At 38.3% G+C, this 22,217-nt stretch carries 19 protein-coding genes and 2 riboswitches; of the genes, 7 read left to right on the forward strand and 12 right to left on the reverse strand.

Annotation, left to right across the window (positions count from 1 at the left end):
• Positions 1-111: 111 nt before the first annotated feature.
• Entirely contained in the window at positions 112-1,416 is a 1,305-nt protein-coding gene (locus IQI_RS17570; protein WP_064093977.1) for an alkaline phosphatase family protein, read from the forward strand.
• A 23-nt stretch (positions 1,417-1,439) separates the two neighbouring features.
• Entirely contained in the window at positions 1,440-2,714 is a 1,275-nt protein-coding gene (locus IQI_RS17575; RefSeq protein WP_064093978.1) for an MFS transporter, read from the forward strand.
• Between the two features lie 365 nt (positions 2,715-3,079).
• Here the strand turns inward: IQI_RS17575 and IQI_RS17580 are convergent, their stop codons facing one another.
• Positions 3,080-4,018, reverse strand: coding sequence for a DMT family transporter (locus IQI_RS17580; RefSeq protein WP_064093979.1), 939 nt, complete (start codon positions 4,016-4,018; stop codon positions 3,080-3,082).
• A 142-nt stretch (positions 4,019-4,160) separates the two neighbouring features.
• On the opposite strand from IQI_RS17580, the gene IQI_RS17585 reads away from it, so the two are divergent.
• A complete protein-coding gene (locus IQI_RS17585; protein ID WP_064093980.1) occupies positions 4,161-4,481 on the forward strand; it encodes a hypothetical protein in 321 nt (106 codons plus the stop codon).
• Between the two features lie 170 nt (positions 4,482-4,651).
• The gene (locus tag IQI_RS17590) at positions 4,652-5,371 is read left to right on the forward strand and encodes a TerC family protein (RefSeq protein WP_064093981.1); all 720 of its coding nucleotides are present in this window, start codon (positions 4,652-4,654) and stop codon (positions 5,369-5,371) included.
• Positions 5,372-5,423: 52 nt separating this feature from the next.
• Here the strand turns inward: IQI_RS17590 and IQI_RS17595 are convergent, their stop codons facing one another.
• From IQI_RS17595 to IQI_RS17615, 5 genes are all read right to left on the reverse strand, one after another.
• Positions 5,424-6,200, reverse strand: coding sequence for a class I SAM-dependent methyltransferase (locus IQI_RS17595; protein WP_064093982.1), 777 nt, complete (start codon positions 6,198-6,200; stop codon positions 5,424-5,426).
• Between the two features lie 133 nt (positions 6,201-6,333).
• Positions 6,334-7,419, reverse strand: a complete 1,086-nt coding sequence (locus IQI_RS17600; protein ID WP_064093983.1) for a threonine aldolase family protein — start codon at positions 7,417-7,419, stop codon at positions 6,334-6,336.
• A 14-nt stretch (positions 7,420-7,433) separates the two neighbouring features.
• Entirely contained in the window at positions 7,434-8,396 is a 963-nt protein-coding gene (locus IQI_RS17605) for an alpha/beta hydrolase (protein WP_064093984.1), read from the reverse strand.
• 39 nt (positions 8,397-8,435) lie between these two features.
• On the reverse strand, positions 8,436-9,827 hold the full coding sequence (locus tag IQI_RS17610) for a bifunctional metallophosphatase/5'-nucleotidase (protein ID WP_064093985.1): 1,392 nt from the start codon (positions 9,825-9,827) through the stop codon (positions 8,436-8,438).
• A 141-nt stretch (positions 9,828-9,968) separates the two neighbouring features.
• Positions 9,969-10,439, reverse strand: a complete 471-nt coding sequence (locus IQI_RS17615) for a DinB family protein (protein WP_064093986.1) — start codon at positions 10,437-10,439, stop codon at positions 9,969-9,971.
• A gap of 93 nt (positions 10,440-10,532) precedes the next feature.
• Positions 10,533-10,634: riboswitch (purine riboswitch) on the forward strand.
• 92 nt (positions 10,635-10,726) lie between these two features.
• Between IQI_RS17615 and ade the strand changes: the two genes are divergently transcribed.
• Complete coding sequence (gene ade / locus IQI_RS17620; RefSeq protein WP_064093987.1) at positions 10,727-12,460, forward strand: adenine deaminase; 1,734 nt, start codon at positions 10,727-10,729, stop codon at positions 12,458-12,460.
• A 258-nt stretch (positions 12,461-12,718) separates the two neighbouring features.
• Here the strand turns inward: ade and IQI_RS17625 are convergent, their stop codons facing one another.
• On the reverse strand, positions 12,719-14,221 hold the full coding sequence (locus IQI_RS17625) for a flotillin family protein (RefSeq protein ID WP_064093988.1): 1,503 nt from the start codon (positions 14,219-14,221) through the stop codon (positions 12,719-12,721).
• Positions 14,222-14,379: 158 nt separating this feature from the next.
• Between IQI_RS17625 and IQI_RS17630 the strand changes: the two genes are divergently transcribed.
• A complete protein-coding gene (locus IQI_RS17630) occupies positions 14,380-15,231 on the forward strand; it encodes an STAS domain-containing protein (protein ID WP_064093989.1) in 852 nt (283 codons plus the stop codon).
• Positions 15,232-15,304: 73 nt separating this feature from the next.
• Here the strand turns inward: IQI_RS17630 and IQI_RS17635 are convergent, their stop codons facing one another.
• From IQI_RS17635 to IQI_RS17645, 3 genes are all read right to left on the reverse strand, one after another.
• Positions 15,305-16,168, reverse strand: coding sequence for a DMT family transporter (locus IQI_RS17635; RefSeq protein ID WP_064093990.1), 864 nt, complete (start codon positions 16,166-16,168; stop codon positions 15,305-15,307).
• 87 nt (positions 16,169-16,255) lie between these two features.
• On the reverse strand, positions 16,256-16,633 hold the full coding sequence (locus IQI_RS17640; RefSeq protein ID WP_064093991.1) for a hypothetical protein: 378 nt from the start codon (positions 16,631-16,633) through the stop codon (positions 16,256-16,258).
• A 63-nt stretch (positions 16,634-16,696) separates the two neighbouring features.
• Positions 16,697-16,951 (reverse strand): zinc ribbon domain-containing protein, encoded by a 255-nt coding sequence (locus IQI_RS17645; protein ID WP_064093992.1) that lies wholly within the window; start codon positions 16,949-16,951, stop codon positions 16,697-16,699.
• Between the two features lie 97 nt (positions 16,952-17,048).
• Positions 17,049-17,244: riboswitch (cobalamin riboswitch) on the forward strand.
• Positions 17,245-17,386: 142 nt separating this feature from the next.
• Between IQI_RS17645 and IQI_RS17650 the strand changes: the two genes are divergently transcribed.
• Entirely contained in the window at positions 17,387-17,860 is a 474-nt protein-coding gene (locus tag IQI_RS17650) for an acyl-CoA thioesterase (protein ID WP_064093993.1), read from the forward strand.
• A gap of 195 nt (positions 17,861-18,055) precedes the next feature.
• Here IQI_RS17650 and IQI_RS20730 read toward each other — a convergent pair whose 3' ends face one another.
• Together IQI_RS20730 and IQI_RS20735 are read right to left on the reverse strand one after the other, a co-directional pair.
• Positions 18,056-20,017: a beta-propeller fold lactonase family protein gene (locus IQI_RS20730; protein WP_064093994.1), complete on the reverse strand. Its 1,962-nt coding sequence runs from the start codon at positions 20,015-20,017 to the stop codon at positions 18,056-18,058.
• Positions 20,018-20,029: 12 nt separating this feature from the next.
• Entirely contained in the window at positions 20,030-22,108 is a 2,079-nt protein-coding gene (locus IQI_RS20735; protein ID WP_064093995.1) for a hypothetical protein, read from the reverse strand.
• Positions 22,109-22,217 lie beyond the last annotated feature (109 nt).

Raw genomic sequence — 22,217 nt, forward strand, 5'->3', positions numbered from 1 at the left:
GGATGAGAGGCTCCATTCGCTTTTTTGAAAAATTCATATTTTTATTCTGAATAGTCTGCTATATTAATAGGTATATAGTACAAACTTATGTCACTTAAGTTGGAGGCCGTTATGAATCGCCTTACTGATCACTTGATTGTGATATCCTTTGATTGCCTTTCTTCACTCGATTATCCTATGCTTCTAGAGCTTCCCCACTTTCGAGAATTACTTACAAAAGGATTCTATTGTAAGAATGTTGAAAGCATTTATCCATCCGTCACGTATCCATGTCACGCAACAATCGTTACTGGAAACTACCCCAACCGCCATGGTATTACCAACAACACATTCATTCAGCCTGGCCGTCTCTCACCCGATTGGTACTGGCACAGAAAATATGTAAAAGGAACGACCTTATATGATGAAGCGAAAAAAGCTCGCATGACGACGGCCGCTTTATTATGGCCTGTAACAGCCAAAGCAAATATAGATTATAATATGCCGGAAATCTTCGCCAATCGTTCCTGGCACAATCAAATTATGGTCTCACTGTTTAATGGGAGTCCCCTCTATCAATTAAGCATGAATCGTCGCTTCGGACACCTTCGGGATGGTCTGAATCAGCCAGCACTCGATGACTTTGTTCTGGAATCAACCGTGGAGACCATCAAAAAGAAGAAACCCGATTTACTAATGGTTCATTTTACAGACCTCGATACTCAACGACATTATCATGGCTTCTCATCAGAAGAAGCACACGCCAGTATCCGTCGCCATGATGAAAGACTTGGAAGAATTGTAGATGCCCTTAAAGAGAGTGGAATCTATGAGAACTCTACTATCGTTGCCCTTGGCGACCATAGTGCACTTGATGAGTCAAAGGCAGTTCAATTAAATGTACTATTAAAGGAAAAAGGATTCATCACAGTCAATAAAAAAGGAAAAGTGAAGGACTGGAATGCCTATTGTAAGGGGTGTGATGGTTCCGCTTATGTGTACGTAAAAAACAATGATATTAACACAAAGAACGCTGTACATGCACTTTTAAAAGAGCTGCAAAAAGATCCAAAGAACGGCATTGAAAACATTCTAACGGGTGAAGAAGCTGGTTTATTGGGAGCCGATGAACAATGCGCCTTTATGTTAGAAGCCCGAAAAGGATTTTATTATAAAGACACCCTTGAAGGTACGTTTCTTCACACCATCACACCAGAAGATGTTAAGGAAAAGCGTTATACCTATGCTTCCCATGGATACTCCCCTAAGAAAGAACACTACCAGACAATATTCATGGCGGCTGGAAAAGGAATTAAAAAACAGACGAACATTTCTTCTATGCGTCTCATCGACGAGGGTCCAACATTCGCTCATTTACTTGGACTTCAACTAGGAGACACCGATGGAAAAGTGATAGAAGAAATGATAGAAAGATAATGTTTCCATAGGGGGAAATGAAAATGAAACGCTTTTCAAAAGAAGAAAGCAGTTGGGTTTTTTATGATTGGGCAAACTCAGCGTATTCCATTATCATCTCTACTGCTGTCTTTCCTTTATTTTATAAAGCAGCAGCTACAAATGCAGGGATCAGCGGAGCCAATTCAACTGCTTATTTAGGCTATACCATTGCCATTGCCACCTTTATCCTGGCTATGCTCGGACCCATATTAGGAACCATTGCCGATTACGAAGGCTATAAGAAGAAATTTTTCACCTTTTTCCTGGCTTTAGGGGTTACCTTTACTGCTATTCTTGCCTTTGTTCCAAGTGATCAATGGTTGCTATTATTAATCTTTTATACAGTTGCTGCTATAGGGTCAGCAGGTTCAAACGTCTTCTATGATGCATTTTTAACGGATGTCACAACAGAAGATCGAATGAACAGAGTATCGTCTCGAGGCTTTGGTTTCGGATATATTGGGAGTACCATACCGTTTATCATCAGCATTGCTATCATCATTATGGCACAAAGTAACATTATCCCGATTACAACAACCGTTGCTAGTAAAATTGCATTTTTGATTACTGCCTTATGGTGGGGATTTTTCTCCATTCCCCTGCTCAAAAACGTACATCAGCGCTATTACATTGAACGAGAAACCAGTCCTGTCATCAAAAGCTTTAAACGTTTAGGAAAAACAATGAAAGAAATTCGCAAATACCGTGCACTCTTTCTATTCCTTCTTGCTTACTTTTTCTACATTGACGGTGTCGGTACAATCATTACCATGTCCACAGCCTACGGGACGGACCTGGGTATCACCTCTACTAACCTATTGATTATCCTTTTTGTCACTCAGGTTGTAGCTGGCCCGTTTGCCATTTTATACGGAAGACTCGCTGAAAAGTTCACAGGAAAAAAAATGCTTTACGTAGGAATATTCGTTTATATTATCGTTTGCATTTACGCTTACTTCTTAAAAACAACCATGGATTTTTGGATCCTGGCTATGCTGGTTGCTTCATCACAAGGAGGCATCCAAGCCTTAAGCCGTGCTTACTTTGCAAAACTGATACCTAAGCAAAACTCTAACGAATTCTTCGGATTCTACAATATATTCGGAAAATTCGCCTCCATCCTTGGACCACTACTCGTAGGAGTCACTGCCCAAATGACAGGCAATTCCAACAGCGGCGTATTCAGTCTAGTCATCCTGTTTATCATCGGATTAGTCATACTAGCCTTCGTACCCGAACCAAAAGAAAACGAAATTCCAAAACCCACTATCGTATAACCAAAAGACTGACTGCGAGTACGCAGTCAGTCTTTTGGATTGAGGGACGGACCTCATGTATATTGGTTTGGTTCGAGTGTGTGTTCACAATTTCGCACATTTATGGTTGAGTTTCGCACATTCTGCATAGATTTTCGCACATTAACGAGAAGTTTTCGCACATTCCCCTCCCATTTTCGCACATTCTTTCAAACTGTTATTCTATAAGAAGCAGGTAACACAATGCCTTGTTCACAATTTGGCTCAATTTTCCCCAAAAGTGGCCCAATTTTTCACTATTTTGGCCCAATAACAGTGAAAAGTGGCCCAATAAGTAACAATTCCGGCCCAATTATTCAAAATTGAGAACCAAGCTATTTTCCTGATTACATCTCATGCCTCTTTTTCTTATTCATAAACCAGGATTGTTTTCTTCTTATAATCAATTCCTCTAAAGTACCTGATCCACAGATAACCCCGACCACGATGAACAGTAGTCCAATCAAGTGATAGTATGAGATGACCTCACCTAATATGACAGCTGCTCCTATCAGAGAGAAGAACGTATTTAAATTTAGAAAAATAGAGGTTTCAGCTGCTCCAATTTTTCCGATGGAATGGTTGTATACCATATGTCCGACAGCTGTTGCCAGCATAGCAGAGGCAAAGAATAAGATCCATACCCAGCTTGGTGCATTCCCAAGCTCCTCTAAGCCTGTTGGTTCTTTGAATAAGCTGATAATGAACAACACCATAGATCCAAACAGAAGCATATATCCTGTTAATAATCTAGGATCTAACGTTTTAGCCGCTTTGCTAATAATGATAAAGCTCATTGCCTGCGAGAAAATAGAGATGAATACAAATAAATCTCCTGTGTTAAGATCACCTATTCCCTCACCACTTGATAAAACAATGATCGCTACCCCAACACTTCCCGATAGAAACCCCATTATTTTTATAACCGTTGGACGATTCCTTAGCAAAATAGAAGCGAGCATTGCTGTTAACAGGGGGCCTGTACCCAGAATTAATCCTCCATTTGTTGAAGTGGTTTGAGTTAACCCGACGGATAGGAAGTAATGATGACTAACTACATTTAGCGAGCCTCCCACCATTATGAACATCCATTCTCTCAGAGATGGTTTACGTACTTTCTTCATAATACCTAATAGGATGAACACCGTTATGCTAGCTGTAAATATACGTAAAGAGGTTATCGTGACGGGGTTGAACTCACTTACTAAAATTTTTAAAACAGGTACATTAAATCCCCAAATCAACATGATGAACACTAATACAATATAGGTCTGCCATTTTTTCATGTTATTAAGCCCTCATTTATGATCTTAGATATTTGTAATCTTTTCATCATAGCACCACACACTTTTCAAAGCTATGAAATTTTTGAAACAATTCCCAGGTTGGTTCCGTTATATAAATAACAGATAAAGGAGGCTATTTCATATGTACTTCCGTAAACATGCTCTATTAATATGTATACTTCCTTTTTTTATCCTTGTAGGTTGTTCAGTCAATCAGCTGGAAACAATCAATTCTCGTGTGATTACCCTTGATGAATACCATCAATTGACCAAAGGGCTACCATTAGAAGAAGCAATCGAAATTATTGGTGGAGAAGGAAAAATTTCAAGCGAGAGTGGTAAAAAAGGGACTCCATCCTATCAAATTGGCTATGTGTGGGACGGAGAGGCAGCAAATTCCTTTGCCCATATTTCTTTTCAAAATAATAAAGTCATTACAAAAATGCAAACAGGATTACGTTAAAAAATATAAAACTATTAGAGTCACTCTATAAAAATGACCCTAATAGTTTTTTATTTATAGGTTTTTAAAAAAAGCATTTGGATATATTAGCCGTTCAAATTCATGATAGATATGTTACTATATATTAGTTAGTGTTAGATTTATAGATTCGTTACAAGGAGGAACAGAAGATGGATTTCTTATTCCCACTTGGACTTGCCATATCATCTGGAGCAATTATTGCGCTGTTAAAAATCATAGCGATAGATATCATTTTGTCTGGAGATAATGCAATTGTGATTGCAATGGCAACAAGAGGATTACCAAAGGAACATCAAAATAAAGCGATCTTTTACGGAACAGCTGGTGCTGTCATCTTACGTATTCTTTTCGCCGCTGTTATAGTTTATTTATTGAAAATACCGTTTGTTCATTTAATAGGTGGTGTTCTTCTTCTTTGGATTGCATACAAAGTGCTTGTAGAAGGTGAAGAAGAAGCCAATATTAAGTCACACAGCGGACTGAAGCAAGCGATTACGACGATTATTATTGCTGATGCTGTAATGAGTCTTGATAACGTTATTGCAGTAGCAGGTGCTGCCCATGGTCATATCGGAATGATTGCCCTAGGTGTTTTCATCAGTATTCCGATTATGATTTTCGGATCAAAAGCAATTGTAAAAATGCTGGACAAATATCGTTGGATTGCTTATCTTGGTTCAGGAATTCTTGCCTATACAGCCGGTGAGATGATTGTATCTGATAAGAAGTTTTTAGATTTGATTAATTTACATCATGGATTTATCACCACGGTCATAACGATTGTCTTAACTATTAGTGTTCTACTCGCGGGATTCTTAGTCAATCAAAAAGAGGCTAATCGTTCTGACAAAACTCAAGAAGCTAATTAATGATATAGAAAAAAGATGCTTACTGGTGTAGGCATCTTTTTTTGTACTGAATTTATTTTTTTAATACGAAATAGGTGACTTCAATCGTTTCAATAAATGAACCAGTTGACGATAATTTAGTTAATTCGTCTGTGATCTCGGCTTCAAATTCCTCTACCTTTTCTCCTAGAAGAGCCCGATTACAAAAAGATGTTGAATAAAGATAACCGATGATATGGTCGATGGTCCACGGATAATTAAATGTGTAATTCCCTTTAGTAACTTGAGTCAATGGGGATCTTTCGAGATAATACTCATGTTTTTTTGCGTCTTTCTGATACGTACTTGAGCCTGCTCTCCGGTCGGTACCTAAATATTTTTGAATTACTTCTACGATTTTTTTCTGCCATTCCTTTTTCCCGTTCCACACGCTTCCCCCTGCTAAAATGACCAACGTGCCTTTAGGCTCAAGCATGTTAAAGCAGGAATGTAGTACTTTTTCCCGATTCATCCAGTGAAAAGCATTGCCAATGAAGATGGCATCAAAGGATTGATGTAGTTCTTCCATTTTCTCAGCAGATAGATGATGCCACTTTATGTTTGACCTTCCTGCTTCCTGTCCTTTAGAGAGCATTTCCAAGCTACTATCGATGGCATGAACTTCATGAAAGCTTTGGGACAATGGAATCGCAAGCTGACCCGTTCCGCATCCTAAATCCAGTAGTTTACTTTCGCTCTTTTTTTCTACGAAAGTAAGGATGAAATTTAGCAGTTCCTTTGGATAAGCTGGGCGAAACTTTTCATAGTAATGGGCAGTTCCATTAAAAAGGTCAGAAGGTTGATTGTTCATTGTATGCTCCTTATGTTGGTGAGATTTGAATGATTCTTGTTATTCACAGTGAAACGGATAAATAGCTTGGTTGTGCGAATAAAATGCGCTTTTTAACGCGTAAATACCTTTTTTCACCCTTAAATCTGGAATCTCAATTTCCTTTCATTCGTTCATCAAGCAATTCAAACAGGTTTCTTAATGCATTTTTTGGAATTTGAGAATAAAGGTCACCAACCGTTACTTCATAGCCGCATTGATTATCATTTATGGCATTGACGTAAGCCGTAATTCCTATACCTGTTTTTTCATAGATTTCGATTAGTACCTCTTCCATCTTTTCTTTTGACTCATGGAAGATGACATGAAACATATTCGAGACTGGTATTTCAGGTTTCGTGGAAACCCCGTGGCATTGTTGAAACAACTCGGCAAGTTCTTTTGTTTCCTTATAATACTGATCCATTTTGGAGATTCTTTTTTCAAAGTAATAATCTGCACTAATAATATAAGGGTAAAGACTAATCAAATCTCCCCCGTGACGTCTCTTCCACACTTTCGACTCTTTTATGAAGTCCTCTTCTCCAGCAAGGATGGCACCGGCAAGCCCTCCGATTCCTTTATAAAAAGAGATATAAACGCTATCAAACAGACTGCATAATTCAGCAGCTGATTTTCCGTAGTATGGTAGAATTTCATAGAGTCTGGCACCATCTAGATGTAGTTTCACTCCATTTCCCCTACAATAAGCAGAGATTTTTTCAAGGGTCTTGAATTCAGGAAGCTGTCCTCCGATTTCACGTTGAGGCAGCTCAAGCAATAAGCAGGAGATGTCCTCCTTCATATTTTGAACGTCTTCTAATTCAATGACTCGATCTTTATCTGCTAATAGGATAGGTTCAATATGATGCAATTCCTTTAAGCCATCCTCTTCATGGATTTCTAAATGACTCAATGGATGATAGGCTACTTTCTTTATCCCTTTTTGATCACACCAAATTCTAAGAGCAATTTGCTGAGCCATCGTTCCACTTGGAAAGAAAACGGCTTTTTCCTTTCCGAGGTACTTTGCCATTTTATCCTGGAAGTCTTCTATTAATGGACCAGAACCGTAAATATCGCTTTCCTGGTCGTCGTCTATTTCTTGTAATGCTTCTTTTAAAACACCTGCGTTCCGTTTGCCATGGCCATTTAATTGCTGATTCGTGCTTTTAAATGCTTGGAATAAGATTTTTGACATATAGGTACCCCTTTCTATTCTTCTATCACTTTATCGATAAAGTTCTTGAGTCGTTCTTTGTATTCACGTTCAGCTATTGTATATCCTTCTGTATGTCCTGCTCCAGGAACAATCCATATTTCCTTTTCACTCGTTGCGGCATCATATATTCGTGATGCCATTTCTGTTGGGACGAGTTTGTCTTGATCACCATGGATAATGAATAATGGGAGACCATTGTTTTTTACTTGCTGGATTGCAGAAGCTTCTGTAAAGGTATAGCCGGCTCTTAGCTTGGTGACAACACTTGTGACTTCCATGATGGGAAACGCAGGTAATTTGTATAAATAATTTAATTGATGTGCCAATTCTTCGTGAACCGACGTATACCCACTATCTGCAATAATCCCTTTCACTTCTGGAGGAAGTTCCTCTCCGCTCGTCATTAAAACAGTTGCTGCTCCCATTGAAAATCCATGCAGGAAAATAGAGTCTGCCCTTTTTTCGTTGATTAATAGCTCTGTCCATCTTTGATAGTCTTTCCGATCGGGCCACCCATAGCCGACGTAGCTGCCTTCACTTTTCCCGTGACCTCTTGCATCAGGCTTTAAAATATCGAATCCTAGTTCATAATAATACTTTGTAATCCCGGGCATTTGCTCGTTATTTCCCTTATAGCCATGAGCAAGGATAACTGCTTTTCCGTTGGAGTTTTTATTTTTCAAAAAAACGGCTTGTAATGTTAAGTCGTCGTCTGATTGAATTTCAACAGTTTCAAATGACTGATTCTCTGTCCACTCCATTAGCTCTTTTAGTTTTTCCTGTTCTTCAGGGTTGGCACTAACTGCTTGGGCTTCGTCTTCAGTTCCACCGTATAATTGGATCGATTCGTCGCTTCGATGAATGGCTACGTTGTAGAAATAGTTTCCTGCCCCGACAAGAACAATGAGGGTTAGTACTACTAAACTACTAATGATCTTCACCATTTTCTTTTTCATTCTTGGTTTCTCCTTATTTCAATTTTAGAGGTCCGTCCCTCAAACAAGTGCACGCTCTGTCGTTTGTTTCCATCTTGGGCGCATGGCTTGTTGGATGAATGCTGGTTTGTTGGCGTATTGTCGGATGACGTCTCGTATGTATCCTGGTCTGTATTGTTCATTTTGATTGTTTTTGAGAGATTCATAGCCTGAGCCACGTTGTAGGTAGTCTGAAGTTGCGACAGTATACCATTTTTCATCTTCTAGTGGTGTTTCTCCTATAAGGATTTCAGAGATTTGTTTTCCATTATGGATAATCTCTGCTCCTGAAACATGAAGGCTTCCAACATATTTCCCTCTAAATCCCGGTCCCTTTCCATCAGCAAGACAAATCTGTGCGTCAAGAGACTGTTCTAAAGCCTCTCTTAAGAACTTTCCTTGTATTTCAAAGGAGGTTGGATTTAATGGAGAAGGACAGATTTCAATTAATTTTTTATTAGACAAATAGTGAAAAGCTCCTGCATTGATGATACCACTGTTCATTAGCCCTATATCACACTTCAATATATCCTTTACTCCGTCAGCGATTAAGTTCGTGATGGGGTTTTCTTCCAAAACATCATGCCAAAGAGGCTGCTCAAGTGGATAAAGAGGTTCACTTAACATTTCGATTGCCCGTTCTTTGTTACGTTTTAAAATGGAAAGAATGCTTTCGTCCTGGCTAGAGTTTTTGGTGGGGATCGTCGTTGAGCGAATTAATTTTACTCCCTCACTTTTCACTTCAATTTCAAGAACTCCAATATGTTCACCAAAGCAGCCAGCACTGTTCATGATTGTGTTATGTACTACTTTTGCTTCAGAATATAGCTTGTGATCATGTGCTGAAAGGATGACATCAAACTCTTTTATTTCATGGACAATTTCATCGTCAGCAAATGTTCCCACATGATTAAGGAGAATAGATAGATCATAGTTTCCTTTATTACGATCGATCTCTTCCTTAATCGCTTCTTTATAAGGTGTAATATGTATGCCTAAGCCGTCATTAAAATCTTCTAAATCGGGAGACGATCCCGTTACGAGAATTCGAAGACCATTTTTATTTAGAATGACACTGGAAACAACACCTTTGACCTTGGCGCCTTCCTTCCTAAGAAGGTTATTACTAATAAACGGTACGGAGCTGTTGGTTGCCATATGCTCTAGTGTATCAATTCCGTTAAACATTTCATTGTTCCCAACTGTCAATGCGTCATACCCAACGTACTCTAACAATTCAATTGCTGCTATTCCTTTTGTTCCTTGCAATTCGATGCTTTTGAAATCGGCAAAATCTCCTCCGTCAAAAATAAGAGTATTTTCATCCTTCAGTTCCTTCATGAGAGTAGCTGCTCTTGAAAATGCTTCAAAATGGCTGTGAAGATCATTTGTATGTAAAATTTTCAGTTTCATCGTATACCTCCGTCGTTTCACTATTTTAGTACTATTTGGAAAATTCACTACTTTAATAGTAAAGGAAACCAGCACGGAAAAAAAGATAGGATAAGACTTTTTTAACAACTATTAATCATACAATTAACTTAAGGACTACATTTATTCAAATAAAGGAACCTGGAGATCTAGATCAAAACAATGAATGAGAATGGTATGAAGCTGACCTCTATGGTGATAAAGGTGAGCGACGATTTCTACAAGCCATTCAAATCTTGAATAAGTTACACCCCAATAAGCGGTTGTTTCTTCCTCAAGCTCTAATTCTGTTAGTTGTGATACCCTTTCTTTTAAAAAGGTGAAATTCTGGATAAGTTCTTCTTGAATCTCAGTTAGGGAATTTAAGGATACACTGGAATAGTAAGTGTCCATTTCTTCTTTAGTTGCTTCATTTAACAAATAGTAATCTGCTTTACAAATAAGAGCTGTATGAATAAGCAACTCTCCAATAGAACGCTTTGTAGTGACAGGTTTTTTATGTAAGTCTTCTTCTGTAAGCCCATCTATTATTTTGACGATTGACGAAATGGCTACCTCCATTTGATTCAACGTGCTTTGACAGTATAAGTTCATCGTAAGTCTCCTTTTTGCTCTTATTATACTCTTTATAACATTTAGGATTGACACATCCTATTTCATGAATATAAAATGTTGAACTAATATCAAGGAACAATTACATTTTACGCTCGTATAATCTTGGAGATAGGGTCCATAAGTTTCTACCAAACTACCGTAAATAGTTTGACTACGAGAGGGAAAACATGTAGGTTTTTTTGGATACCGTATGATTCCCTCTTCAATGTCAAACCCTAGGAAAACTGGGGTTTTTATTTTTAGGCTTTGATAAGGAGAGGGTTCACGTGAATAAAGATAATGAAAAGCTAAAAAAACGAATAGCTGTTGCAAATAAAGAAGTGCCAGCAGACCTTGTCATTAAAAATGGAAAACTAATAGATGTTTTTAACTTAGACATTATAGAAGAAGATGTTGCGATTTCAAACGGGGTGATTGTTGGAATCGGAGAATTTCAGGGTAAGGAAACTTTGGATGCTAAAGGACGATATGTGAGTCCCTCCTTTATTGATGCTCATGTTCATATTGAATCATCGATGGTGACGCCAGCTGAATTTGCCAAAGTAGTGCTTCCCCATGGAGTAACAACTGTCATTACAGACCCACACGAAATTGCCAATGTGTCGGGTGAAGAAGGTATTCAATTCATGCTCGATAACTCTGAAAGCATTCCGTTAGATGTCTTATTAATGCTCCCTTCCTGTGTACCTGCTACCCCCTTCGAAAATTCAGGTGCAGAATTAACAGCTCATCACCTGGAACCTTTTTATAAGGAAAAACGTGTTCTTGGACTGGCAGAGGTAATGGATTATCCTTCTCTTCAAAAAGGAGAAAATTCCATGATAGACAAAATTACCATGACATTAAAAAACCGTGATTACATTGATGGACATTTAGCAGGTTTAGATCCAAATGCCATCAACATTTATAAAACCGCCGGGGTTCAAACCGATCACGAGTGCAACACGGTTTCCGATGCACGTGAACGCTTACGACGTGGCATGTACCTGCTCATTCGGGAAGGCTCTGTTGCAAAAGATCTAACCTCCCTTATTTCTGTAGTAAATGAAAAGAATGCTCGTCGATGCCTATTTTGTACTGATGATAAACATTTGGATGACTTAATAGAGGAAGGCAGTATCGATCATAATATTAGACTAGCCATTCAATCTGGTATTGATCCTCTAATGGCGATTGGAATGGCCACTTTAAATGCAGCTGAGTGTTACGGTTTAAAAAATAAGGGAGCCATTGCCCCTGGATACGATGCTGACTTTGTGCTATTTGAGGATCTTAAAAAATTGAACATTATTGAGGTATACAAACAAGGTGCCCTTGTGGCAACAGAGGGCACCTATGTTGGTGACAATGTTGAAAAACCTTCACCAAAAGCTTCTCTCACATCTACCGTCCATATTCCGCAGATTCATACAAAGGATTTACGAATTCCAATTGGAGAAAAAGCAAATATCATAGAAATTATTCCAAATCAATTAAGAACAAATAAGTTGATTGAAGTTGTGCGGGTGAAGGATGGATATTTTACTCCTTCGATTAAAACTGACCAACTTAAAATGGTGGTAGTAGAAAGACATAAAAATACAGGGAATATTGGATTGGGCATAGTAAAAGGATTTGGTCTTAAAAATGGAGCCATTGCGACAACCATCGCACATGACTCCCATAACATCGTGGCAACCGGTACGAATGACCAAGATATTTTAAAGGCAATCGATGCTCTTGACCAAATGAATGGTGGCTTGGTCATTGTAAAAGAAGAAAAGGTCATCGCGTCCCTCTCCTTACCGATTGGAGGATTGATGTCGGATGAAGGATATAAAAGCGTGAATGTTGGACTTCATCAATTAAAAAATGCTTTTCCTCATGTTGGATTTTCTGGGCAATTCAATCCCTTCTTAACTTTATCATTCCTTACCTTGCCTGTTATTCCAAGCCTGAAGCTTACTGATCTCGGCTTGTTCGATGTCGAGCTTTCTCGTCATATTGAGGTTGGAATTTAGGTGCTGCTGCTTTCAACATTATTCTATCTATTAGGATTTTGGTCCGATATTGATGATAAATTGTCATTGTTGACGATTAAATAATACAGTTGAAAATAACTGTGCCATTGTTGATAATTAAGTCCGAAAAGTTGAAAATAAAAATTGAAATGTTGAGAATAAAATATCTCCTCCACGTTTTATTCAAAAAAAACACTTTTCACAAATAATATTTCATAAAAAAAGAGATGATTCCCACAAAGAATCATCTCTTTTATACTATTCTTCTTTTTGACCTGCCTGCTCTTCATCACTTCTCGTCGCAGCTGCTTCTTTGTCTGCTGATTCAGAGATGGCTGGCTGATATGGTCTTTCATGACCTCGGTTTGCATAGGATTTCAGTAGTTCCCCTACATCGATGCCAGTTAGTTCTCTTAAAGGCTCTTGCATGTCAACCATAGTTCTTGTGATACTTTTGCCAAAGGAAGGTACTCCTTGGCCATTTCCTGAATCAATGATTTTAACAGAATCGATATTGTTAAGTGGCTGAGCAATTTTTTCTGCAAAGACTGGAAGCATTTCAATTAGCTTCTCTGTAATAATAACATCTCCATGTTTCTCCATGGCTTCAGCTAATAGTTTACGAGCTTCGGCTTCGGCTTTACCGCGTTCGCGAATAACGTCTGCTTCAGCAGAACCTTCCTCACGACGTATTTTCGCTTTTGCTTCACCGTCGATTTCTGATTTACGTGCTTCGGCTTCTGCCTTACGAGTTGTTTCATAGTATTCAGCATCAGCTTTTGTTTTACGAACCTTTGATTCTTCTTCTTCAAGCTTTACAGCACGTTCTCTTTCTAAGAATTGAAGGGTCAGCTCTTCTTCTTTTACTTCTTTTGAAAGCTTTGCTCTTTCCAATTCATACGATTGCTCAGATTTTGCACGTGCTCGTTCTGTTTCTTCTTTAAAAGCAGCGTCTTTAATGTCTTTCTCTTTTTTGGACTCAGCGATGGAAATTTGTCGTTTGTATTCTTCTTCCTTCGCTTCCTGGTCTGTTTGTGCACGGTGAATACGAGTTTCTCTCTCGGTATTTGCTTCAGCAATTTCCGCCTGCTTACGTACCTCGGCAATTCTTGGTCGGCCAAGATTCTTTAAGTATCCATTTTCTTCATCTGCATCGCGTATATCTGTTAATCCAAGGGACGTGATTTTGAAGCCCATTAAATCCAGCTGCTTCTGAGCAATTTCTGAAACATCCGCATTGAATTTTTCACGATTGCTATTAATGTCTTCAACGGTCATTTTTGACAAAATAGCGCGAAGATTACTTCCCAGTACTTCTATAATTTCATCTTCAATTTCATTTTGATTTTTCCCAAGAAATTGCTCAGCATAGTTGGCGATTCCGTTTAATGTGTCAGCTACCTTTACCATAGCTACAGCATCTGCCACAATTGGTACGCCACCATTTGTGTAGACTCTTGGTGTCGAAAGCTTTAATTGGAATGAAGTAAGGTTAACTGGTGTAGACGTTTGGAATCGTCTTAATCTGTATCCTCCACCCCTGATGATTTTCATGGAACGTCCTTCATCATCGGTAAAAATATTTGTTTCCTTTTCAGGATCACCAAGCTTCGGTCCAGTAATAATCAATGCCTGATTTGATTTCGCTGTACGGTAGCGAAACCTCATCCAAAAATAATACCCAACTCCTACAATTGCAGCAATAATGAGTACAGGAATGAGGAACATAATGAAACCAATTACACTTAAAGATGCTAGCATTTTTTTACCCCCTCAAAAATATCTTTCTCATCATTATTTACGGAATAAAATGGCAATTGGTTTCAAAAATATTTTAATATTTAGTAAAAAACTCATTTACGTAGTATAATATAATACAGAAATAATCCTGTTATCGGATTTAAGCTACGGAGGGAAACATGGAAAAAACATTAAATTTCACAACATATTTTCAAGAGAATACTGAAGAAATTGTTGCTAAATGGCTGGGGTTTCGAGAAAAAGATGAATTCTCTATATTCAATTCAAATGCTAGTACTAAAGTAGAAAAGCAATTAATAGAAGAGTCTTCACTGTTTATAAACTATATGACAAACTTATTGGAAAATAATGAAAATAGCATTTCTAAAGAACTGAAAGACTGGAGTCAATTAATCGCTCAAAAACGAGTCAATGATGGAACGAGCATTGAAAAGGTTCTCGAACAGTTTAAGATTTTTAGACACTTGTATTTTCAATATATGAAAGAATTTTTCACCCAGAATCCTGATTACTTCCACCATAATCTTTTTAAAGTGATTGAAGATTATCATCTTATTTTTGATGATGTGATTCAAACATTCGTAGACTCCTTTAAAAAGCACTATGAAAATAGATTGATAGACCAGCTTGGACTTATTAACGAATTGAGTTCTCCTGTCATTTCCTTAACTGATCACATTGCCATTCTCCCTTTAATTGGAGACATTGACACATCAAGAGCCAAGTATATTATGGAGCATACTCTTAGAGAGTGTTCCGATATGGAGATAGAGCATTTGGTGATTGATTTATCAGCTGTGGCTGTTGTGGATACCATGGTTGCTCAAAAAATATTTGAATTATTTAATGCTTTAAAGATTGTTGGGGTGAACCCTATTATCACAGGAATTAGACCTTCCATTGCACAAACAGCTGTTCAACTGGGTATCGAGTTTAACAGTGTGACCATCCATTCTACCCTGATGAATGCTTTAAAGAGTCTTGGTTATTCCATTGATAATACTAAATAATAAAAAAGGTCTGAAACCCGTTTGTCTTATAACGGTTTCAGACCTTTTTTGTTTTATCGATTGAAAAAGTGGCCTAAGCCTCACTCGTTGCAGATTTATTATTTTTCCAGAACATATAAAACGAAGCTGAGAAAATGGTAATGTATCCGATAATGCTGAAAATATCTGGCACTTGACCAAATAAGGTGATGCTAATAATGGCTGAATACACGACGGTTGAATAGAAAAAAATTGAAATCTCCTTCGCTGGAGCAAATTTATAGGCCATGGTTATGCCAAATTGACCTACCGTTGCAAAGACACCTGCTGATAAAAGATAGATCCATTGCTTCAGGCTCATCGGTTCATAAAAAGCGATGACAAATGGAAGCAGTGTCATCGTGGTGAAAAAGGAAAAGTAGAAAACCACCGTATAAAATTTCTCTTTATCACCTAGAACACGTAGTACCGTGTAAGCTCCTGCAGCAAAGACGGCGGACAATACACCTGCCAGATACGGGATCGTTTCATATGAAAACTGTGGTTTGATAATAAACAACGTTCCGATAAAAGCAATAATCATGGCTACAATTTGAAAAAATCGTGCCCGTTCCTTTAAGAATATAGCAGAAAACAGAATGGTTAAAAAAGGACTGAGCTTATTTAACATGTCAGCGTCAGATAAGACAAGATTGTCGATGGCATAGAAGAATAATACCATTCCTACTGTACCTAAACTAGAACGCAGTAGTAAATATTTCTGATTCTCCCCTTTTCCAAACAATCTCTCTTTGTAAAATTTAACAAACCCAAATGCAATTAGGGCAGATATGACATTTCGAAAAAATGTTTTTTGAATCGTCGGGACATCCCCTGACAGCTTAACAAAAGCAGCCATCATGGAAAAACCGAAGGCAGATAGTAGTAATAAGATAATTCCTTTATTTCGATTGCTCATGCTTTCCTCCACATTACACTAATACATCTATTTTTATCCTTCCCTATCCTACCTTTTCTATCTATTGAAATCAAAAAATTGAGCTAATTAAACTAATTTTTTATTTTTGTATACGAGAACCAATAAGGAGGAACCGTGTATAAAAGAAAGAATGAACAAGGTAATATACGGGACAATCATATCTACTCCGTCCATTACATAGGAGAGCGGCTGAAAGGGAATATAAAGTACACCTATCATAAATAAAAAAATGAAGTTGCAAAGAGCGTAAATATGAAAATCTAATTTATTTAATAGAGTTTGCTTAATGAAGTACTTTACCGATACATTATTCACGAAGAGTGAAACCACAGCTGTGATCAGAATAGTCGTAACTGAATGGGTGTTTGACATAAGCCCTTGAATCGTTAATATCAATAAAAAAATGAATATACTACTGATAAGACTAACAGCTATTTTCTTCACAAAAAATCACTCCTTTGGTGTAATTATACACTAAAGGAGTGATTTGTAATACTTTTTTCCAAACTATTTCCATCTTTTAAGTTTGTGAAGGTTCTTTACGAACATCCCTGATAAGACCTTTGGAACCCCCATCTCTATACACTTTTCTTTCACTGTCTGCTTCATTTCATCAACGGTCATATCCTGTTGGGTGAATTCACCTTGTTGATAACAATGTTTACAATACATTGAACTGGGATTTAAGTTCTCTTCAGTTCCTCGGTCTTCTACTTTTTTAATGGGCATACTGCAACTTTGACATTTTTTAAATTCTTTCACTATGAAGCCTCCAGGTTACTAATCGTTGTCTAGTTTTACGATACCATAGCTTCACGTACAACAATAATAAATTTATGATAAAATGAAAAAGTTCACAATTAAATAATTGCTCGTTGGTGAGGTTAACCACTGCTGGTTAACCCCTTAAAAGGGAAGTTGGTGAAAATCCAACGCGGTCCCGCCACTGTAAAGCACGAGACGTCTTATGGTTCCCACTGTTTCAATTAGAAATGGGAAGGGATAAGATGTCCTTGACGCTAAGCCAGGAGACCTGCCATTCGAGAAGAACACAAAGTTCCTACGGGAGATAGGAGGGTGTTGCGCTTATGAAACGTCTAAGAAAATCCAGTTGGACTCTGAACGTTCCTTTAGAATAGCTGCATCTTCTCCTAGAAGATGCTTTTTTTATTTCTATTTTGAGGAGATGAATGGAACATGGAACAATCTTATTCAGTTGAACGTTCACGTACAGTCCAAACGAAATTGGTTTTACCACCAGACACGAATCACATGCAAACGATTTTTGGAGGAAAAGTGCTGTCCTATATTGATGAAATCGCTGCACTTTCAGCAATGAAGCATTCCAGCTCTGTTGTCGTTACAGCATCCATTGATTCTGTCGATTTTTTATCCTCAGCTACTGTTGGAGATGCCTTAAGTTTAGAAGCTTATGTTACCTCAACTGGTAGAACGTCTATGGAGGTTTATGTAAAGGTATTCTCTACTAATCTATTAACTGATGTCAAAACATTGACCACAGAATCATTTCTGACAATGGTCGCTGTTGATGAGAATGGCAAGCCGAAACCAGTTCCGGCAGTTATTCCACAGAGTGAAGAAGAGGTACGGTTATATAAAACAGCCCCACTTCGAAAGGAACATCGAAAGAATAGAGCATTCATTTTATAGAAGAAAAAAGCAAGGGTGATTTGCACCCTTGCTTTTGATTCCTTCAATGTAAAAAGATCATTGGAAACACCTGCAGTGGACTCAGATTTCTGTTTTGCTACTTTCCGCTTTCCTTTCACTCCATGATTCTCAATAAGGTCTCGTCTTACGAAATGAAAAAAGAAAGGTCTGGCGACCAGACTTTCTTTTCTCTATTTAGTCATCAATTGACCGTACATAATCAGCAATCTTAGAAATTTCCACTTCACTTAGCTCTTGCTTCTCTTCGTATTCATGTTTTTTAATGGCTTCTTCGATCGTTTTTGCACTGCCATCATGTAAATAAGGTGCTGTAGCAAAGACCCCTACCAGACTAGGGGTGTCAAAGCTCTTTCCATCACGGGGATTGGAAAATCGAGCTCTTGCGTCTCCCTTAGAGGCGGCATCCAATTTGTTTGCCGTTCCGATATCATGAAGATAATCTGTAAATTCTGTTGATAATTTTCCATCCTCATCGACTGCTTTGACACTATCGGTAAACTGATTCCCACTATGACAAGAAATGCAGGAGGCTTTCCCTTCAAATAATGCTTTACCGTCTTTTGTGGAACTCGTTGTTTTATAGGGGCTTTCAGGAACAGGGAAGGAACTTGGTTCTTGTAAATAAGCAAATAAATCATCATACATCGCTTCTACTTCAGGTGGTAACTCTTCTCCTGGGTCATATTCCATCATTCCACCCATTTCACCTTGAACCGTTAACAGGTAATCTGTAAAGTCATCTCGACTCCCATCCCACAAAAACAATCCCGTTTCCGCCGTCCGTGTGTTGGTGGGTACATTCCGTTGACCCTTCCCTGTCATTAAGGTTAAACCATTAATTTCACCATCACTATGACAGGAAACACAGCTCATCCAATTGTTCCCTGTAATATCTGCAGCAAATTCATCGCTGTTTGCACTATAAAAAATCGTCTTCCCTCTTCGGATTTGAGGGTCCAGAGGATCTTTTCCGATCAACTTTACATTGTCATGAAGCTTTTTAGCCCTTGCATGACTACTCGTTCCACCTGAACGAATGGTAGCTAAATCATGGGACATAGCATTGTGAACATATAAGGTTTCCCCGTCTTTGGACAAAATAACGCCCCGAGGATTATCCCCCTCAATTCTCCTTACGATTTGAGTGGCATTTCCACCTCGTTTTAAGTCAAATACAACTAAATCTTCACTCCCGGACATGACGACAAAAGCTTTCGATCCATCTGATTGAAATACCACATCATATGGGTTCGAGACAATCATCGTTTCATTTTTCGAATCGAGTACATTTATTTCTTTGAAAAGTTCTTTTCTTTTATCCACCAGCTCTTCATCTTTTTCTAAATCAACGATAGAAATAGCAGGGAATATCGTCTCTTCAAACTGAATAGCTGTATCGACATTCGTCACTAAATGTGGAACCCAAGCTGTTTTTCCATCAGGGGAAATGACGAACTGCTCAAGTGTGTTCGGAATTCCTTGACTTTGTTTTGGATTCGATACGTCTGGTGAGTCTGCAAGTTGAATCGTCTTCTTCACCTTTTGTGTATCCGTGTCGAAGACAGAAATCTCACCTGATAAATAATGAGGGATGTATAGTTTCTTCCCATTAGCCGTAATAGCCAACGTTCTTGGCCTGTCATGGACAGGGATTTTTTTGGTTACATCTCCACTTTCCACATCAACAAGCATAAGACTATTTTCTCGATAATTCGATACATATAGTGTCTTTCCATCTTGGCTTGTTATGATTCCAAATGGCTCTAATCCTACTTCATAGGAATCTATTACTTTATGATTTTCTAATGAAATCACATCGATTTTATTAGAGAAACGACATGAAACATAAAGTCGATCCTCATCTGGTGATAATGCCAGTTGTACAGGCTCTTTTCCAACAGGAATCTCTACTTCAACCTTCTGAGTCTTCTCATTTACAATGGATACTGTATTGGCATCTAAATTAGCAATGTACAGCTTTGAACCCTCTTTATTCTGAAGAATATTATTGCTATTAGTTGCTACTTCTCTGACTGAATCAAAGCTAGGCTTTTCAACACCGCTCATTTTTATTGAACAAGCAGCAAGCGTTCCTACAATGAGAAACGCCGCTGCATATACGATTATTTTTTTCATAGAACCCCTTCTTTATCGTTTTTCAACCGTCACAGGAAGTAATATTGGGGAAATTCCATATTTTCCGTGCCCAGCTTGAATTTGAGGAACCTTGTCTCCATCCGTATTACCAGATGAGTCCTTGCTGTCATAATAATCTCCTGTATCCCAGAATTCACTAGCCTGCATCCCTTCATCAAGTGCTGGTCCGTCAATCACTGTATCATAGAACTCAGCGTAACGAGAGGTAATCGTTTCGATTTCTAAGCTATCTGGCGCATCAGAATCAGATCCATTATTGCTTAGGTTTTGAAGAGCTACACGATAGGTTGCTGATAAAGCACCTGCTGTATAAGGCGTATACTCCATTTTTCCTTTTGATGTTTCATATGCTTTCAATTCTTTGTTCCATAATTGGGAATCCATCGCATCATAAATGGAACGAGCCGCTTCTCTATACTTCTCATCATCTGTTGCTAAATAGGCTGCTGTTAACCCTCGAATCGCACCGAGTTGGGCGTCTAACGTTATTTCTTTATCTGCACTCTTTTCGATGTCATATCCTTTGGCAACAAGGCCAGAATCTAACACAAGATTTTTAATGATAAAGTTTCCTTGCTTCTGAATCATTTCAAGAGCACGTTTTCCTTCCTCTGTCTTTAACCCTTCAGCAGATTCTCCTGAAGCATATCCAACCGGTAGTCCGTCGATGGCACGCTGGAAGATTCTCATTGATTCCATTGCGTATCCTGCTTGGAAAGTATCCATATAAGTTCCTTGCTCTTTACCATCATGCTCTGTTACAAATACACCACTATCATTATTGAAATGCATGGCATCCATGTTTTTAAAGACATGGAGCATAACATTATAGTTTGCAGTGAAGGGGTCCGTCCCTTTTACATCGTTATCAGGATTTCCATCGATATTTTGTGCTGGTGCGGAAGGATATGGGGCACCGTCAAATAATGCTTGGAAAGATGGCGTTTTATTAGGATTGCTCTCTCTTTGATCTGTCATGCCAAAGAATTCAGAACTAGGCCAAAGCATTAGCCATTTATCTTGAAGCATACTTTTAGCATCTTTAACCTCTAATGATTTTGCCATTGGAGCTTGCGCTTCCCCTTCTTCAGTAACTTCAATACTGTGAGGTAAATAAACAAAACCATCTGCCGGGTCATACTGGCTGCCTAATTCTGCGGATGTTAATTCACCTGTTGAACCATTTACAAATAATTCTTTTGAAATATAGTGTACTTTATTCCAGATTTCCTCGGTTAATACCGCTCCTTGAAAACCGTCTGCGGAACTCACACCTAATGCAATATTATTGTCATCGTCATCCTTGGAGGTTTCTCCTGCAAGCTCTTCATCGCCATCTACTGTATGGAATCCACCCATAAAGTCTCCAGCCCAAAGTGCCTGTTTTAGGAAGGTAGCTCCATACGCTGAAGGAACCAGCGTTTTTTCCATTTTCTCACGGTCCCATCGTAACGACTTAAAGTTTACTTGATACATAGGAACATAGCTTCCATCATCATTCGACGCATACTCACTCGTATCCACTTCCCCTTTATAATGGGGGTCTCCAGCAGAATATTCAATAAAGGTTGGAAACATATTGCTAAAAATTTCATCTTGGGAATATCCAACTGCATCTGCTAATTCATAAAAACGGTTGCCTAACTTTTCTTCATTTGTTTGACCATTGTCAAGGTTCTCTACTTCTGGCCCATTAATAAGATGAAGACCTAATCCTGATTTCTCAACCACTTCATACATGGCTTCTTCAGAATACTCGTATGATTCGACTCCGGCTGTATAATCAAACTTTGTAGGTTGATCTAATGTATTAATATCTAATATATCTAAATCCAGGCCTAAGCTTTCTGCCAAGGGCTCTCCAGATAATTCGAATTCTGCATAGGCAAACATGTTTCCTGCTGTATCAAACGTGTAATCTGATACGGCTACCTTGCTTGCGCTCTTATTTGTTTCTTCAGATTTCCCTCCATCTTTGTTTGAAACCTCTTCTTTATCGTTAAAACATCCGGCTAAAACTAGGGAAGAAGCCAGGACAGAGGCAGAAAGTACTTTCCATGGTCTGTTCATATTATGTATCTCCTCTCAACACTTTCAATTGATAATGATTTTCATTACCATTGAGTATACCCTAGTTGAGAAACAATCTCAATAGATTTTCTAAATTCTATTACAGGCT

It is taken from the genome of Rossellomorea aquimaris TF-12 (assembly GCF_001648555.1).
Lineage (GTDB): Bacteria > Bacillota > Bacilli > Bacillales > Bacillaceae_B > Rossellomorea > Rossellomorea aquimaris.

Excerpts from the sequence above, each read along its gene's own strand:
- IQI_RS17605 (WP_064093984.1), bottom strand. The coding sequence starts at position 8,396 with ATGAAAAAGAAAATGGTGAAGATCATTAGTAGTTTAGTAGTACTAACC.
- IQI_RS17585 (WP_064093980.1), top strand. The coding sequence starts at position 4,161 with ATGTACTTCCGTAAACATGCTCTATTAATATGTATACTTCCTTTTTTT.
- IQI_RS17590 (WP_064093981.1), top strand. The coding sequence starts at position 4,652 with ATGGATTTCTTATTCCCACTTGGACTTGCCATATCATCTGGAGCAATT.
- IQI_RS17570 (WP_064093977.1), top strand. The coding sequence starts at position 112 with ATGAATCGCCTTACTGATCACTTGATTGTGATATCCTTTGATTGCCTT.
- IQI_RS20730 (WP_064093994.1), bottom strand. The coding sequence starts at position 20,017 with ATGAAAAAAATAATCGTATATGCAGCGGCGTTTCTCATTGTAGGAACG.
- IQI_RS17615 (WP_064093986.1), bottom strand. The coding sequence starts at position 10,439 with ATGAACTTATACTGTCAAAGCACGTTGAATCAAATGGAGGTAGCCATT.
- IQI_RS17635 (WP_064093990.1), bottom strand. The coding sequence starts at position 16,168 with ATGAGCAATCGAAATAAAGGAATTATCTTATTACTACTATCTGCCTTC.
- IQI_RS17625 (WP_064093988.1), bottom strand. The coding sequence starts at position 14,221 with ATGCTAGCATCTTTAAGTGTAATTGGTTTCATTATGTTCCTCATTCCT.
- IQI_RS17650 (WP_064093993.1), top strand. The coding sequence starts at position 17,387 with ATGGAACAATCTTATTCAGTTGAACGTTCACGTACAGTCCAAACGAAA.
- IQI_RS17595 (WP_064093982.1), bottom strand. The coding sequence starts at position 6,200 with ATGAACAATCAACCTTCTGACCTTTTTAATGGAACTGCCCATTACTAT.
- IQI_RS20735 (WP_064093995.1), bottom strand. The coding sequence starts at position 22,108 with ATGAACAGACCATGGAAAGTACTTTCTGCCTCTGTCCTGGCTTCTTCC.
- IQI_RS17630 (WP_064093989.1), top strand. The coding sequence starts at position 14,380 with ATGGAAAAAACATTAAATTTCACAACATATTTTCAAGAGAATACTGAA.
- IQI_RS17600 (WP_064093983.1), bottom strand. The coding sequence starts at position 7,419 with ATGTCAAAAATCTTATTCCAAGCATTTAAAAGCACGAATCAGCAATTA.
- IQI_RS17580 (WP_064093979.1), bottom strand. The coding sequence starts at position 4,018 with ATGAAAAAATGGCAGACCTATATTGTATTAGTGTTCATCATGTTGATT.
- IQI_RS17610 (WP_064093985.1), bottom strand. The coding sequence starts at position 9,827 with ATGAAACTGAAAATTTTACATACAAATGATCTTCACAGCCATTTTGAA.
- IQI_RS17575 (WP_064093978.1), top strand. The coding sequence starts at position 1,440 with ATGAAACGCTTTTCAAAAGAAGAAAGCAGTTGGGTTTTTTATGATTGG.